The following is a 13657-nucleotide window of genomic DNA, read 5'->3' as shown; positions in this document are numbered from 1 at the left end:
AACTCTCCTACAGGCTCGCCGTGGTGGGGGTCAGTGCGGTCGTCGACCAGGACTCCGCCAGCAGCTCGAAGCTGCGGATGCGGGCATCCGGGTCATGGGTGATGGTGCTGATCAGCAGCTCGTCGGCTCCGGTGGCATCGCGCAGCACCCCCAGCCGCTGGGCCACCTGCTCCGGGTCGCCGACGAATCGGGTGGCCTCCCGGTCCGCCACCAGCGCTGCGTCGGCACCGGTGAGCGGTGCGGCCAGCTCGTCGTCGGGCGCCGGGTACGGGATCGCGCCGGAGCCGGTGCGGATCGAATGCACCCAGGCTCCGTAGCCGCGGGCCAGCCGCTCGGCTTCTGCCTCGGTCTCCGCCGCCAGCACCTCCGCCGAGACCAGCACGTGCGGCGCCGACAGCACCCCCGGCCGGAAGCGCGTCCGGTAGTGCTCAATCGCCTCGAGCACCTGCGTGGGTGCCACATGATAATTCGCTGCGAAGGGCAGGCCGCGCTCGGCGGCGATCTGCGCCGATTCCCCGGGCGAGCTGCCCAGAATCCACAGCTGAGGGGCCTCCACCGAGGCATGCACCGCATTCAGCTCCACGCCATCGACCTGGGCGCGGTGAGCGAAAAAGCCCTGCAACTGGTCCACGAACTCGGAGTAGGTCGGCAGCGTCTCGGGCGCCGGGTTCAGCAACGCACGCTGAGCAGCAAACCGAGGAGAGGCGAACAGCCCGCTCAGATCCGGAGCCGCCGGCAGCCGCAGCCCCTCCTCGGTCCAGCGATCCTCGCGCGCCGCCGGCGCAGACTCACCGGCTCCCGGCGCGGAGCGCAGTCCCGCTCGGCCTAGTCCCAGATCGATCCTTCCGGGCGCGGCGGCTTCCAACACCGCGAACTCCTCGGCGATCGACAGCGCGCTGCGATGCCCGGCCAGCACCGCGCCCGAGCCCAAGCGCAGCGTCGAGGTGACCGTCGATGCCAGCGCGATGAACAGTGCGGGGGAGGTCCCGACGATGCCCGGATTCAGGTGATGCTCGCCGTACCAGAGCCGGTGGTATCCGGCGCGCTCGGCACGTCGCGCCAGCTGAAGACTGTGCTGCACCGCATCGGCCGCGGTGGCACCGGCGGGAACCGGGGTCAGATCGAAAACGCTCAACGGGGTGGTCATGCACCCCACTGTGAAGGACTTCTCCGCTGGGATCATCTCGCCGATTCACGGATGGCAACACGCGCCGCTTCGTGGCATTCGCGGCCCCGATCCGGCGTGCTGAGGCTGCCCTCACCTGAGCGTCAGTCCGGCATGATTCCGTCGAACCGTGGTGATTTTCCACGACGACGCCGCCGTGAGCCCGCTCATAAGTCCCTCGATGACGACCGTTCGTGACGGCGTGGCGGCCTCATCGGTGCCGAAGCCGCTCAGATGACGTCACCGCGGGGTCACCCCGACTGCGGCGCGCACGACCGGGACGGTTCCGCCCAGAGGTCCGTGACGCTGGTGACCTCCCGCTGGGCGGCGATGGTCAGCGCGATCTGGGCGCAGGTCACCGCATCAGCTTCCGCCTCGTGATGGTGGAATGAGGGCAGCCCCAGGGCCCGTGCCACGGTGTCGAGTCGATGATTCGCGGCGGGGACGTGGCGCCGGGCCAGGACGACCGTGTCATACCAGTCGGCGTCGCGTGCGGGGACGCCCATCGCCTCGCTGGCCTTGCGGTACACCGTGCGGTCGAAGGCGACGTTGTGCGCGACCAGCGGCAGCGCGCGGGTCACCCGGTGGAGGTGATCCAGCGAGTCGTACCAGGAGAACCCTTCGCGGCGGACGGTCTCGGCGGTGATGCCGTGCAGGGCCGAGAAACTCGGTTCGAAGGAGTCGGGCCCGGTGGGAGGGACCACGTACCAGCTGTCGGTGGCCACGATCTGGCCGCGGAGGACCCGTGCCACACCCACCTGGCAGACCGAAGACGGGTCAGGATTGGCTGTTTCAAAGTCGACGGCGACGAAATCCAGACCGGCTGAGGGAGAGAGGAAGGAGGAAGCCATGGCGAATCCGTTCGAGAGAACATCGGGACGCCGTGAGTGTAGGCCGAGGGGTAGGACGAGATAAGCCGTCGCCGTAGCTGACGTCATATCCCGGCGTTCCTCGGGCGTCGAAGGTTGCATAGGATGAAGGCATGAGCGAGCAATGGTCGAGTGCGCAGGTCATGGATGCGCTGTCGGTGTTCATGAAGGAACGAGATTGGGAACAGTTCCATCGGGCCGACAACCTCGCAAAATCCGTGGCGGTGGAAGCCGGTGAACTGTTGGAGTGCTTCCAATGGCACGAGGAGGGCGACCGCGCCTCGGTGGCAAGTGAGCTGGCCGACGTCCTGACGTACGCCTACCTGCTGTCGGCGAAAATCGGGCGCTCGCCGGAAGAGCTGATCCTGGAGAAGCTGGAGATGACCCGCGCGAAGTATCCGGTCGACAAGGCATGGGGGCGGAGTACCAAGTATGACCAGCTTTGAGATTCTTGGGCAGGAACTTGAGCATCTTGCTGGCGCCGCTTTGGCCGCCCGCGTTCCGGGCGAACCGTCACGGTCAAAACTGGAGAACTGGCCCGTCGTCTATACCTTGAACAATGACGGCGAGATCTATGTGGGCGAAACGCGCAACGCGATCGGGCGTCTGCGACAGCATCACCACCATGAAGAGAAGCGCCGACTGTCTCAGGTGCATGTCATCATCGACGACGACTTCAACAAGTCGGCTGCCCTGGACCTGGAATCGTTTCTGATTCGGCTGTTCGCGGGGGACGGGAAGTTCAGCGTGCTCAATCGCAACGAGGGAATCGTCGACTCCGACTATTTCAACCGGATGCATTACCTTGAGCGGTTCGACGAAATATTCGAGGAGCTGCGCCGACGCGATTTCTTCACGCGCAGCGTCCAGGAGATCAGGAATCTTGACCTCTACAAGCTCTCTCCCTTCAAAGCGCCGACTCATGATCAGGCGATCATTGGGTCGGAGATCATTGAGCGACTTTTGGACGATCTGAAGTCCGGACGCGAGAGTACCGCCGTCATCCAGGGCAAAGCTGGAACAGGCAAGACTGTGCTGGCGATCTATCTGATCAAGCTGCTGCGCGACATCGAGCACTTTGATTCAGACGAAGTGAGAAGCAGTGACACCATCTTCTCCGAGTTCTTCACCGACGCGAATCGACAGCTTCTGACGTCATTCAAGGTGGGTCTGGTGATTCCGCAGCAATCACTTCGAGAGTCAGTTTCCAAGGTCTTCCGGAACACCCCCGACCTCGACCAAACCATGGTGCTGTCTCCCTTCTCCGTCGGCAAGGCCGAAGAACCTTTCGACCTGCTGATCGTGGACGAAGCGCATCGACTGAACCAAAGAGCCAACCAGCCCTCAGCGGCACAGAACAAGAACTTCGAAGCCATCAATATCTCCCTGTTCGGCGAAGACCGACCAGAGCTCACGCAACTGGACTGGATCGAGCGTCAATCGCGCCACAGGATTCTCCTGATGGATGAGGCGCAAGCGGTACGCCCTGCTGATATTCGTCCTGAGATCGTGCGTGGGCTGGTTGATCGTGCCTCGGCAGCCGATCGGTACTACGAGCTCCAGACTCAGATGCGCGTGCGTGCCGGGGCCGACTATCTGGGCTTCGTGCGGGATCTCGTGCGAGGAAAACTGACGGAGAACAACGGGCAAGACTTCGGAGAATACGAGCTCGGCGTCGTTCCAGATTTGAAGACCATGGTCGAGCTCATTCGCCTCCGCGACGAGGAACTCGGGCTGGCCCGCCTCGTTGCCGGGTACGCGTGGCGGTGGAAGTCCAAAGCCGACAAATCGGCATTCGACATTGAAGAAGACGGCGTACAACTTCGGTGGAATTCCACGGCAACCGACTGGATCAACAGCGAATCATCGCTCGAAGAAGTCGGATCGATACATACGGTTCAAGGGTACGACCTGAACTATGCAGGCGTGATCATCGGTCGCGACCTTCGAATGAATCCAGAAACGCAGACTGTGTATTTCGATCGCAAGGAATACTTCGATGTGAAGGGACGGGAAAACAACAGGACTCTCGGCATCGTCTATTCAGACGACGACATCCTGTCCTATGTTCAAAACATCTACGCCGTGCTGATGAGCCGAGGAATCCGGGGAACGTTCCTGTATGTGTGTGATGAGCACCTGCGTGAGTACTTCTTGCGGCACCTACCAAGAGTGGATATGACGACGGGAAGTGGACAGCTTCGCCAGGATGCAACGGGCGCCGGGTACGACTTCCAGCATCGAGTCGGCGGTGTTGCTGACGTCGACTTGGCTGGAATCGGCGAAGAAGCGCAACCACACATCGAGGAACGTCGCGAACCGGCGCCTCATGTGGGGGAATGACTCCATCGTGGCCTGAACGAGAAGGGTGCCGACGTCATTGATGACGTCGGCACACTCGTCAAGAACTTGGGTCGTGACTCCTACGCGGCCGGACGAAAATAGTGGTCGATGGTCCGAGCCCACGGGTTGCTGGGCAGCTCCGGGTAGAGCAGCGCGGCCGCCACACAGTACTTGCTGACCTGGTGCGGCCGTATGCCGGCCGCCTTGAGCAGCTGGTCCCAGCGGCCTCCGCCGCCTTCGGACTTCGTCTCCACCAGCACATCCTGTGGCCCGACGTGACTGTCGTCGCCATACACCGCGCGAATATCCAAGTCGCAGGTCAGCCGTTGTCCGTCGTGGCACAGGGTGATCCGGTCGTAGATGGTCTCCAGCACCGGCTGCAGCTGCTCGGACAGTGGGGTCCGCCCCGGAGCCCCCGCCACGATCGAGTCGATGAACTCCGTGCCGGCTTCGGTGAGGTTCCAGGGGTCTTCGATGGGGTGGTCAATCCGCTGTTTGACGGTCTGCCCTCGGTAGCCCTTGGATTTCACCTCAAGATGGCAAGTGCCGGTGTCCACATAGGTGCGGGTGCGCACCTTGAACCGGTGACGGCGCCGCTGTACGTGGTCGCGGAAGAAACGAAACTCGGGGGAGTCGAAGTAGACGGTGCGGTACATGAACCGCCGCTTCTCCTCGATGGTCAACACCCGAAAATCGTCGCTGGTGGCGTCGATGAGGTCGGAGAACAGCCCGCGAGGCAGGAAGTACTTCCGGTCCACGCGGGTCATCAACCGTGCCTCGGTGTTGATCTCATCCAGCGTGATGGGTGCCAGTTGATCCAGCTGTGCATCAATCTCGTCGATGAGTGGACTCGTGGACGTCATCGTGTCTGGTGTCGCATTCATCGGACAGCCCCCTGGTGTGCGGTGGCGTGCACTGTGTGGTTGCGGCCCGTGTCCACGGCACGGGAGGCTCCGATGGACTCTCGCGATGCACGGGCGGGCTGGTTCTCACACGTGGCACCGGCACCGGGCTTCACCTTGTAGCGGACGTCCACCAGCATGGTGTCGCGCACCTGGTCGATGTCGAGCACTTCAGTGCGTACATGCTGAGCGTGGAATAGATCCTTCAGGTAGCTGACCAGCTCGTCATGATCGATGATGGCACGGTCAACGGTGAGCGTGAGCCGATGCGTCGTGGGTGCTACCAGCGGGGAGTCCAGCACGGCCATCGCGGTCAGGACCAGTGCGGAGAGCACCGGGGTGATCCACATGGGCTCAGGGTGCAGGCCGGCCAGCAGGCCAAGGGCCAATGAGGTGAAGTAGTAGGCGATCTCCTGCTGGGTGATCTGATCCGACCGGAGGCGGATGATGGAGAGGATGCCGAACAAGCCCATACCGAGTCCGATGCCGACTTCCACGGAGCCCAGCGCCACCGTGACGGCGAGGACGCCGATATTCAGCGCCACGTAGGACAACAACAGATCCTTCCGGCGATGTCGGCGGAAGTACAGGACGTACGCCAGGATGGTGATGGCGATGAGGTCGGTGGCGATGGCGATGATGAGTGACATGATCTCTCTCCTTTTGGATCTCGATGACGCCACTCTGGAATAAAACTGTGAGTAAACGATGAGTGAACTATGAGACAACTCTCATCTTTCACTCGTCACGCGTGATCACCACGTTCCCCACGGCGTGGCCAGACTCCACGACAGCCACGGCTTCAGCGGCGTGTGCGAGATCGAAGGAGGCTGAGATGACGGGGCTAAAAGAACCTCGATTGATCAGTTCTGCGATCTCCGCAAAAATGGCCGTGGTGCGCCGCCGCTGAACAGCGGATCCGCCCAGGTCAGACGCCAGTTGGTGATCCGCTGCCGATCGGATCGCCCCCGGAGCTCTGAGCAACGTGGAGGCGTCGCGCAGCGTCTCGCCGCCGACCGCGTCGATGATGGCATCGACTCCTTCGGGTGCCAGCTCTCGCACCCGCTCTATCCACCCGTCGCCTTTTTCGATGTGGGTGGCTCGTAACTTTTCGACCAATTCTTTCTTTTCGTTCGAGGCCACACCGATCGTACGCACGTCTCGTAGTGCGGCGAGCCCGCAGGCGGCGGTGCCCACGCCACCGCCGGCACCGAGCACCAGCAGGGTCGATCCGGCCGGTAGCTCAAGCTCATCGAGGGCGTCGTAAGCGGTGCCGATAGAGACCGGGATGGAGGCGGCTTGCGCGTCACTGACCCCGTCCGGGATGTGTGTGGTGCTGGAGGAATAGAGTAACACCCGCTCCGCGAAGGTACCCGTGCCAGCGGCTGCGGCTCCAAACACTCGGTCGCCCGGCGCCACATGAGACACGTTGTCGCCCACCGCTAAGCCTTGATCCACCGATGAGCATGCTTGGTACTGGTACGTAATTAAGAACGAAATGCCCGTCTGACCGGGAAGAATGGCACTTGTTCAGGGTTCCGTTCCACCGCGATGAGAGGGCATCTCGCAGATGCAAGTTTCCCACACCCGTTCCGCACTGTCAGCTTCCTTCGACGAGCCGAACCTCATCGGCTCCGCCGGACTGGTCCCGATGATGGAGCTGGCCGCCGAGGCCGGCCTGCACCAGCTGGCCAAGGGGCGATTGACGGTGCCGACCGACAAGGGCGCCAACGCCGGGGCCAAGATCGCGGCCCTGGTGGCCGGCATGTGCGCCGGAGCCGACTCGATCGACGACATGGCCATCCTGCGCCACGGGGCGATGAAACGAATCTTCAACGCCTGCTACGCGCCCTCGACCCTGGGTTCGTTCCTGCGTGCGTTCACCTTCGGGCACGTCCGCCAGCTCGACGCGGTCGCCTCCGGACTGTTGGCCAACCTCTCCGTCAGGGCATCGGTGCTGGGAAGCCCCGGCGCCGGACAGTTCGTCTATGTGGATGTGGACGACACGATCATCGAGGTCCACGGCTATCAGAAGCAGGGCTCCGGGTACGGATACTCGGGCGTGCGTGGACTCAACGCCTTGCTGGCCACGGCGAGCACCGAGACTGCGGCCCCGGTGATCTTGGGTCAGCGTCTGCGTCGCGGAGCGGTGGGCTCCCCACGCGGGGCCTGCCGGTTGATCGCCGACGCGCTGGCCACGCTCAAGCGACTGCCTCCGGACTCTGGCGCCCGGATGTTGGTCCGTGCCGACTCGGCTTTCTACGGGCACGCCACCGTGGCCACCGCGTTGAAAGCCGGTGCCGACGTCTCGGTCACCGTGCGGATGAATCTGGCGGTCAAGGCCGCCATCGCCACCATCGCCGACGATGCCTGGACCGGCATCGAATACCCCGAGGCGATCTACGACGAGACCACCGGCACCTGGGCCTCCAAAGCCGAGGTCGCCGAGGTGTCCTTCACCGCGTTCACCTCGAGAAAGAAAGCCGAACGGATCCCCGGACGGCTGGTGGTGCGCCGCATCCCAGAACTGAACCTCAGGCAGGACGACGGGCAGCCGACGTTGTTCGACACGCACCGGTTCCACGCCTTCTTCACCACCGTGGATCCGGAAGTGTTGGACACGGTGGCCGCGGACCGGACCCACCGGCAACACGCGATCATCGAGCAAGTCAACGCCGACCTGAAAGACAGCGCCCTGGCCCACCTGCCCTCCGGCCACTTCGGGGCCAACAGCGCCTGGCTGGTCTGCGCGGTGATGGCCTACAACCTCACCCGCACCGCCGGGATCCTCGCCGCCGGCACCTTCACCAAAGCCCGCACCGGCACCATCCGGGCCAGACTCGTGAACATCCCGGCCCGAATCGCCTCCAGCGCCCGCAAAATTCGAATCAGACTGCCCGAGGCCTGGCCCTGGCAACAGGGACTCGAACGGCTCTTCACCGCCATCCACCCGCCACCACAATCGGCATAGCCAACCGACCGAACGCTGCGCCCCGGCACGACCGAAGGACCAACAGTGGAACACCACCGGCAGCGAGGCCGGTTACTTCCTCACGCCCAAAATCGATTCACCCGGTGCTTCCGGAATCACACTCCGGCCTGAACCCGCGTCGGTGGATCGAGGCTAAGACGACTCCGGCGGCTTCTCGGCCCATCGCCATCGGGAACTCCACTGGGACCGAGCCTTGGCGCTCACCGTTGCGGACTTTAATATCGGCGGGGTTCACTCCCGAGGCCGTCATGTCGATGAGTACCTGGTCTGCATCCGGGTGAGGTGAAGAGACGGTGAAGAATTGTGTGACCCTGTCCGACCCGTATTCCGCAAAACCGAAGGCCTGGCTAGGCTCAGGGGTATCACTATCTCGATGTTTCGTCATGATGGTGATGATCCCTTTCAACGTCGCTCATGGCCCCATCGTATCGACGCAGGTGCAGCGGCGCGATGACAACCTTTTCTCAGGAGGTAGCGCAATGGCATTCGACGGCAAAGTAGGACTCGTGACTGGCGGCGGATCGGGCATCGGCGAGGCTGTGTCCAAGGATCTCGCCGCGCGCGGCGTGAAGGTCGTGGTCGCTGACCTGAACCTCGAAGGCGCTGAGCGTGTGGCGGCCGAGATCAAGGAAGCCGGTGGCGAAGCCGCTGCCGTGCAAGCCAATACGGCTCTGCCCGAGGACAACGAAATGGCCGTGCAGTTTACGGTCGCGACCTTCGGGCAGCTGAACTACGCGGTGAACAACGCCGGCATCGGTGGTGCCCAGGCACCCGCGGGCGAGGTGGACATTGACGACTGGAACAACGTCATCAACATCAACCTCAACGGGGTGCTCTACGGCATGCGCTACCAGATCCCGGCCATGCTGGAGGCAGGCGCGACGGAAAGCTCGATCGTGAATATGGCTTCCATCCACGGCACCGTGGCGGCACTGGGCAACGGTGCCTACACTGCCGCTAAGCACGGTGTGGTGGGCCTGACAAAGAACGCGGCCGCCGAGTATGGGCCGCAGGGTCTACGCGTGAACTCCGTGGGCCCGGCCTACATTGACACCCCGCTGCTGCAGGGGCTGCCGGAGGAGTTCCGTTCCGCGTTGATCGCGAAGCACCCGTTGGGTCGCCTGGGCCGCGCTGAAGAGGTGGCTACGCTGGTGCGCTTCCTGCTGTCGGAGGAAGCCTCCTTCATCACCGGCAGCTACCACCTGGTGGACGGTGGTTACACCGCCGTGTAATTGACCTGATACCGGGCGCAGACGAAACTGCGGTTCTGCACGGTATCCACCAAGTCCAGCTGTAACTGGCGTGGGAGCAGTGGCGCGCCTGTCCCGAGGGTGACGGGCGCGTACTGCACCCACACCTCGTCCAAGAGCTGGGCATCGGCGAACTGGCCGGCCAGGTCACCGCCACCCATCACCCAGATGTCTTTGTCGCCGGCCGATGCCTCGATCTGCGGGAACACCTCGCTGATCTCGCCCTGTACGACGCGCACGTCCTTGCCCTCAGGGGTCGGGAGGTCCCGGTGGCTGAAGATCCATGTTGGTTCCTCGTAGACCCATTCGTCCTGCTGCTGCCGCACCCACTCATAGGTGGAGGCACCCAAAACCAGCGCTCCGATGTTCTTGATGAAGCCTGGGTACCCCATGGGTCCGTCGGGGTCGAACTCCTGCCGGAACAGCCAGTCCAGAGAATGATCCTTGCTAGCGATGAAGCCGTCGAGGCTGGTCGCGGTGTAATAGTGCGTGGTCATCGGGCCAGGCTACTCACAGTGGCGCTCGATTAGTAGCGCTCGATGGCGTATTGGGCGGCCATGCGCACCGGGGCATTCGGTGCACCGTAACCGTTGTAGCCGGTGCGACGCTCCACCACTTCGAAGAACACGGTGCCGATGGTGCGAGTGTAGAAGTGTAGGAACTCGCCCTCATCGTCGCGATCGTAGAGCAGGTGGTTCTCACGCAGGGTGTCCATGAACTCCTCGTCGAGCCGGAACCGGGCCTGCAGATCCTCGTAGTAGTTGTCCGGGACCGGCAGGAATCGCAGGCCGGCTGCGGCAGCATTGCGGGCCAGCGACACGATGTCATCGGTAGCGAAGGCCAGGTGCTGCGGGTAGGCGGAGCGGCGCATCTGATCGTGGCTGCCGGTGGGTACCCGCTCGGTTCCTTGGTTGTGGGTTGGGGCAACATCGAGCACCTGGGGCACCATGTTCAGCGGCATGCGGATGGTGCCGTCCTCCGTACGCATCACCTGAGAGCGCACCAGCCCCTGCGGTGAGGGCACCTCGGCCGGGGGCTGGGTGCCCAGGCCGAGGGCTGCGGTGTAGAACAGGATCGCCTCGTCGAAGTGCTGCCACGGCTGGGCCAGGTTCACGTGGTCGAGACCGGTGACCAGCTCGTGTTCGCCGACCGGCTGCTCCGGATCGCCGAACTCGGTGAGCCAGCCGGGGGCCGAGCCGTTCTGCTCGGGGGCGAAGAACACCTCGGTGCCGTCGGGGGCGAGGACGCCGCGCAGCACCATCTCGTCGGCGCGGTTGGCGCGGTGGGCTGGCGGGATCTGCAGGTGGCGGGCTCGGTCGGCCGAGGTCTTCGGGTCGGGCAGCTGGAAGCCCAGGCCGGCGATCACCGAGCCGGACACGCCCAGCGGCAGCTCGTTGAGCACAATCCGGGCGTCGCCGGAGGCGAACAGCCGCACGTCCTTGGTGCGGTGCATGCCGCGGTCGGTGAAGCCCAGCTGCGTGAGCAGGGTGGCGATCTCCTCGGTTTCTTCGGCCTTGATCTCCGCGTAGTCCCAGCCGGTGGGGGCGGCTACCGGCTCCAGAGCCTCGAGCCCCATGGTGTTCGCCTCAGACTGCGGGTCGATGCCGGCAGCAGGCAGGGCGGCACAAGTGGCGTCGGCCAGCCACACCAGGGAGCGCAGCGCATCGCGGGTGGTGCGCACGACGTCGGTCTGGCGGAAGACGTCGTTGAAGATCTCCAGAGACACCGGGCCCGTGTAGCCGGCGCGGGTCAGCTCCACCATGAAGTTCACCAGGTCAAAGGAACCCTCGCCGGGGAAGTTGCGGTAGTGGCGCGACCAGGAGAGCAGATCCATCATCATCTCGGGGGCATCCGCCAACTGGAGGAAGAAGATCTTCTCGGCCGGGATGGTGGAGAACGCCGAGGGGTCCGAGCGCCGGGAGAGGATGTGGAACGAATCCAGACACACGCCCAGGTTCGGGCGGTCGGCCTGCTCAACCAGCGACCAGGCGTGCTCGTAGGTGTTCACATAGCGCCCCCACGCCAGCGCTTCATACGCCAGCCGGATGCCGTACTTCGCGCCCAGGTCTGCGGCGCGGCCGAGCTGGTCGATAGCGACGTCGTCGTTCCAGTCCGTGGCCGTACCGACGTTGGAACAGATCAGGATCAGGTCCATGTCGAGGCGCTGCATCAGCCGGAATTTCTCTTCCAAGCGGTACAGGTTCTCGGCGAAGACCTCTTCGCTCACACCCTCGAGATCACGGAACGGCTGGTAGAGGTCCAGCGTGATGCCGAGCTCCCGAGCCAGGTCCACCACCTGCTCGGGGGAGAGTGGCGAGGTCATCAGGTCCTGCTCGAAGATCTCGACGCCATCGAAGCCAACCTCCGCGGCGGCCCGCATCTTCTCTTCCAGAGATCCGGAAATGCAGACGGTTGCAATGGACGTGCGCATCGTGCTCCTTATTCGGCGTGTGGCCTGGTGGCTGCTTCTGCCATCGTACTGGGCAAACCGGAGGCGTGGACTAACCCTGCTGTCCGGCGGAGAGCTGCTGGAAGTGCTCGTTCATCCGAGCCTGGTCTGGGACGATGCCGGTGATCAGTTTGAACGCGTCTACTGCCTGACCCACGGCCATGCCGCCGCCGTCGGCGACCTGAAGGCCACGGGCGCGTGCGGCCTCGATGAGCTCGGTGTTGCGGGGCAGGTAGATGACGTCCGAAACCCATGAGTTCTCGGGCAGCCAGGTCGGATCCACGGGCAGGCCCGGGTGGATGTTCATGCCCACCGGGGTGCACTGGGCGAAGCCGGTGGCGTCTTTCAGGGCGGTCTCCAAATTTCCGTGCTCGACGGCGACGACCTGCTGCTGCGGGAACAGCTGTTGCAGGGCTTCGGCGCGCTCGCGGGCACGATCGGCGTCGAGGTCGATCAGCGTGAGCTTTTCGGCCCCGGCGCGCAGGAGCGCATAGGCGACGGCGGCTCCGGCGCCGCCGGTGCCCAGCTGCACCACGTTGCCGTAGTCGGGGTTGTCGAGGTTGTGCTCCAGCCCGGTGGTGTATCCGGAGAAGTCGGTGTTGTAGCCGATGGTCTTGCCATCGCGGATCAGCACCGTGTTCACCGCACCCAGGGCGCGGGCGTCGTCGTCGATCTCATCGAGGTGCTCCATGATGAGCTGCTTGACCGGGTGAGTGATGTTGAAGGCGTTGAATCCCAGCTCGACGCCGGTCTTCAGCAGGCGGGAGGCGTGCTCCGGCCCCAGCTCGAGGGCGGTCAGATCCACCGGGCGGTACAGGTAGAGCAGTCCGTGCTCGCGTCCTTCTTTCTCATGCATGGGCGGGGACAGCGAGGCGGTGATGCCGTCGCCGATGAGGCCGACCAGGTAGGACTCGGACACAGTGCTCATAAGGTTGCCTTTCTCAAAGGTGCAGACAGGACAGCACAACGGCTTGCAACCGGTTGCGGTGATCTGGCCAATAGTCTAACCCGATGAGGCCGGGTCCCGCCCGCGCTCGTGTAAGCCCGTAGATCAGGACGCAGAATCGAGGGGAGTTTAGGATGGTTCTATGACTACTGAGAACTCCGCCGTGCACGACCATGCCGCCGACCGTGAACGCTTGCGCCAGCTGATCAGTGAGCTGGCCGTGGTGCGTGGCAAGGTCACGCTTTCTTCCGGCAAAGAGGCCGACTACTACATCGATCTGCGCCGCATCACCCTGCACCACGAAGCTGCGCCGCTGGTGGGTCGGGTCATGCTAAACCTCCTCGACGAGGCCGGCATTGAGTTCGAAGCCGCCGGGGGGCTCACCATGGGCGCCGACCCGGTGGGCACCTCGATGCTGCACGCCGCGGGTGCGGCCGGGCGCGAGCTCGACGCGTTCGTGGTGCGCAAGCAACAGAAGTCCTACGGCATGGGTCGCCAGGTTGAAGGCCCGGGTGTGGACGGACGCAAAGTCGTCGTGCTGGAAGACACCTCCACGACGGGCGGTTCCGCACTGACTGCGGTAGAAGGGGTGCGCGCTGCTGGCGGCGACATCCAAGCCGTGGCGGTGATTGTGGACCGTGACACCGGTGCTGCCGAGCGCATCGCCGATGAAGCCGGGGTGCCCTACCTGTTCGCCTACTCCAAGTCCGACCTCGGTCTGGACTGAAGGGATAGGCTCGA

General features: G+C 64.0%; 14 protein-coding genes. 5 read left to right on the top strand and 9 right to left on the bottom strand.

What is annotated here, in order from left to right; genetic code table 11:
• Positions 1-7: 7 nt before the first annotated feature.
• Positions 8-1147 (bottom strand): LLM class flavin-dependent oxidoreductase, encoded by a 1140-nt coding sequence (locus tag O1A05_RS02110; protein WP_270106450.1) that lies wholly within the window; start codon positions 1145-1147, stop codon positions 8-10.
• A 269-nt stretch (positions 1148-1416) separates the two neighbouring features.
• On the bottom strand, positions 1417-2016 hold the full coding sequence (locus O1A05_RS02105) for an exonuclease domain-containing protein (RefSeq protein ID WP_270106449.1): 600 nt from the start codon (positions 2014-2016) through the stop codon (positions 1417-1419).
• 131 nt (positions 2017-2147) lie between these two features.
• On the opposite strand from O1A05_RS02105, the gene O1A05_RS02100 reads away from it, so the two are divergent.
• Positions 2148-2480 carry a nucleotide pyrophosphohydrolase gene (locus tag O1A05_RS02100; protein WP_270106448.1) on the top strand — a complete coding sequence of 111 codons (333 nt, stop codon included), beginning with the start codon at positions 2148-2150 and terminating at the stop codon, positions 2478-2480.
• Positions 2467-4377 carry a DUF2075 domain-containing protein gene (locus O1A05_RS02095; protein WP_270106447.1) on the top strand — a complete coding sequence of 637 codons (1911 nt, stop codon included), beginning with the start codon at positions 2467-2469 and terminating at the stop codon, positions 4375-4377. The genes O1A05_RS02100 and O1A05_RS02095 overlap by 14 nt, the downstream gene beginning before the upstream one ends.
• An 80-nt stretch (positions 4378-4457) precedes the next feature.
• Here the strand turns inward: O1A05_RS02095 and O1A05_RS02090 are convergent, their stop codons facing one another.
• From O1A05_RS02090 to O1A05_RS02080, 3 genes are all read right to left on the bottom strand, one after another.
• The gene (locus O1A05_RS02090; RefSeq protein WP_270106446.1) at positions 4458-5240 is read right to left on the bottom strand and encodes a polyphosphate polymerase domain-containing protein; all 783 of its coding nucleotides are present in this window, start codon (positions 5238-5240) and stop codon (positions 4458-4460) included.
• 17 nt (positions 5241-5257) lie between these two features.
• On the bottom strand, positions 5258-5929 hold the full coding sequence (locus O1A05_RS02085) for a DUF4956 domain-containing protein (RefSeq protein ID WP_270106445.1): 672 nt from the start codon (positions 5927-5929) through the stop codon (positions 5258-5260).
• Between the two features lie 88 nt (positions 5930-6017).
• Positions 6018-6737 (bottom strand): zinc-binding dehydrogenase, encoded by a 720-nt coding sequence (locus tag O1A05_RS02080; protein ID WP_270106444.1) that lies wholly within the window; start codon positions 6735-6737, stop codon positions 6018-6020.
• Positions 6738-6849: 112 nt separating this feature from the next.
• Between O1A05_RS02080 and O1A05_RS02075 the strand changes: the two genes are divergently transcribed.
• Complete coding sequence (locus O1A05_RS02075; protein ID WP_270105289.1) at positions 6850-8250, top strand: IS1380 family transposase; 1401 nt, start codon at positions 6850-6852, stop codon at positions 8248-8250.
• Between the two features lie 97 nt (positions 8251-8347).
• On the opposite strand, the gene O1A05_RS02070 is transcribed toward O1A05_RS02075, so the two are convergent.
• Entirely contained in the window at positions 8348-8521 is a 174-nt protein-coding gene (locus O1A05_RS02070) for an alcohol dehydrogenase catalytic domain-containing protein (RefSeq protein WP_270107478.1), read from the bottom strand.
• 229 nt (positions 8522-8750) lie between these two features.
• Between O1A05_RS02070 and O1A05_RS02065 the strand changes: the two genes are divergently transcribed.
• Positions 8751-9503: an SDR family NAD(P)-dependent oxidoreductase gene (locus O1A05_RS02065; RefSeq protein ID WP_270106443.1), complete on the top strand. Its 753-nt coding sequence runs from the start codon at positions 8751-8753 to the stop codon at positions 9501-9503.
• On the opposite strand, the gene O1A05_RS02060 is transcribed toward O1A05_RS02065, so the two are convergent.
• The 3 genes from O1A05_RS02060 to O1A05_RS02050 form a co-directional block, all read right to left on the bottom strand.
• Positions 9488-10018: a dihydrofolate reductase family protein gene (locus O1A05_RS02060; protein ID WP_270106442.1), complete on the bottom strand. Its 531-nt coding sequence runs from the start codon at positions 10016-10018 to the stop codon at positions 9488-9490. The two genes, O1A05_RS02065 and O1A05_RS02060, sit on opposite strands and share 16 nt — an antisense overlap.
• A 29-nt stretch (positions 10019-10047) precedes the next feature.
• Positions 10048-11952, bottom strand: a complete 1905-nt coding sequence (locus tag O1A05_RS02055) for a bifunctional sugar phosphate isomerase/epimerase/4-hydroxyphenylpyruvate dioxygenase family protein (protein WP_270106441.1) — start codon at positions 11950-11952, stop codon at positions 10048-10050.
• A gap of 70 nt (positions 11953-12022) precedes the next feature.
• Positions 12023-12898 carry a shikimate dehydrogenase gene (locus O1A05_RS02050; RefSeq protein ID WP_270106440.1) on the bottom strand — a complete coding sequence of 292 codons (876 nt, stop codon included), beginning with the start codon at positions 12896-12898 and terminating at the stop codon, positions 12023-12025.
• A gap of 160 nt (positions 12899-13058) precedes the next feature.
• Between O1A05_RS02050 and pyrE the strand changes: the two genes are divergently transcribed.
• Positions 13059-13643: an orotate phosphoribosyltransferase gene (gene pyrE, locus O1A05_RS02045; protein ID WP_270106439.1), complete on the top strand. Its 585-nt coding sequence runs from the start codon at positions 13059-13061 to the stop codon at positions 13641-13643.
• Positions 13644-13657 lie beyond the last annotated feature (14 nt).

This window comes from Citricoccus sp. NR2, from assembly GCF_027594385.1.
In the GTDB taxonomy this organism is placed as follows: Bacteria; Actinomycetota; Actinomycetes; order Actinomycetales; family Micrococcaceae; genus CmP2.
The sequence above is the reverse complement of the archived record's forward strand: the minus strand, read 5'-3'. Positions and strand labels throughout refer to the sequence as shown.

What these genes read in the sequence shown, in the direction of transcription:
- O1A05_RS02100 (WP_270106448.1), top strand. Translation starts at nt 2,148, where the DNA reads ATGAGCGAGCAATGGTCGAGTGCGCAGGTCATGGATGCGCTGTCGGTG.
- pyrE (WP_270106439.1), top strand. Translation starts at nt 13,059, where the DNA reads ATGACTACTGAGAACTCCGCCGTGCACGACCATGCCGCCGACCGTGAA.
- O1A05_RS02090 (WP_270106446.1), bottom strand. Translation starts at nt 5,240, where the DNA reads ATGACGTCCACGAGTCCACTCATCGACGAGATTGATGCACAGCTGGAT.
- O1A05_RS02095 (WP_270106447.1), top strand. Translation starts at nt 2,467, where the DNA reads ATGACCAGCTTTGAGATTCTTGGGCAGGAACTTGAGCATCTTGCTGGC.
- O1A05_RS02060 (WP_270106442.1), bottom strand. Translation starts at nt 10,018, where the DNA reads ATGACCACGCACTATTACACCGCGACCAGCCTCGACGGCTTCATCGCT.
- O1A05_RS02085 (WP_270106445.1), bottom strand. Translation starts at nt 5,929, where the DNA reads ATGTCACTCATCATCGCCATCGCCACCGACCTCATCGCCATCACCATC.
- O1A05_RS02075 (WP_270105289.1), top strand. Translation starts at nt 6,850, where the DNA reads ATGCAAGTTTCCCACACCCGTTCCGCACTGTCAGCTTCCTTCGACGAG.
- O1A05_RS02050 (WP_270106440.1), bottom strand. Translation starts at nt 12,898, where the DNA reads ATGAGCACTGTGTCCGAGTCCTACCTGGTCGGCCTCATCGGCGACGGC.
- O1A05_RS02055 (WP_270106441.1), bottom strand. Translation starts at nt 11,952, where the DNA reads ATGCGCACGTCCATTGCAACCGTCTGCATTTCCGGATCTCTGGAAGAG.
- O1A05_RS02110 (WP_270106450.1), bottom strand. Translation starts at nt 1,147, where the DNA reads ATGACCACCCCGTTGAGCGTTTTCGATCTGACCCCGGTTCCCGCCGGT.
- O1A05_RS02070 (WP_270107478.1), bottom strand. Translation starts at nt 8,521, where the DNA reads ATGACGGCCTCGGGAGTGAACCCCGCCGATATTAAAGTCCGCAACGGT.
- O1A05_RS02105 (WP_270106449.1), bottom strand. Translation starts at nt 2,016, where the DNA reads ATGGCTTCCTCCTTCCTCTCTCCCTCAGCCGGTCTGGATTTCGTCGCC.
- O1A05_RS02065 (WP_270106443.1), top strand. Translation starts at nt 8,751, where the DNA reads ATGGCATTCGACGGCAAAGTAGGACTCGTGACTGGCGGCGGATCGGGC.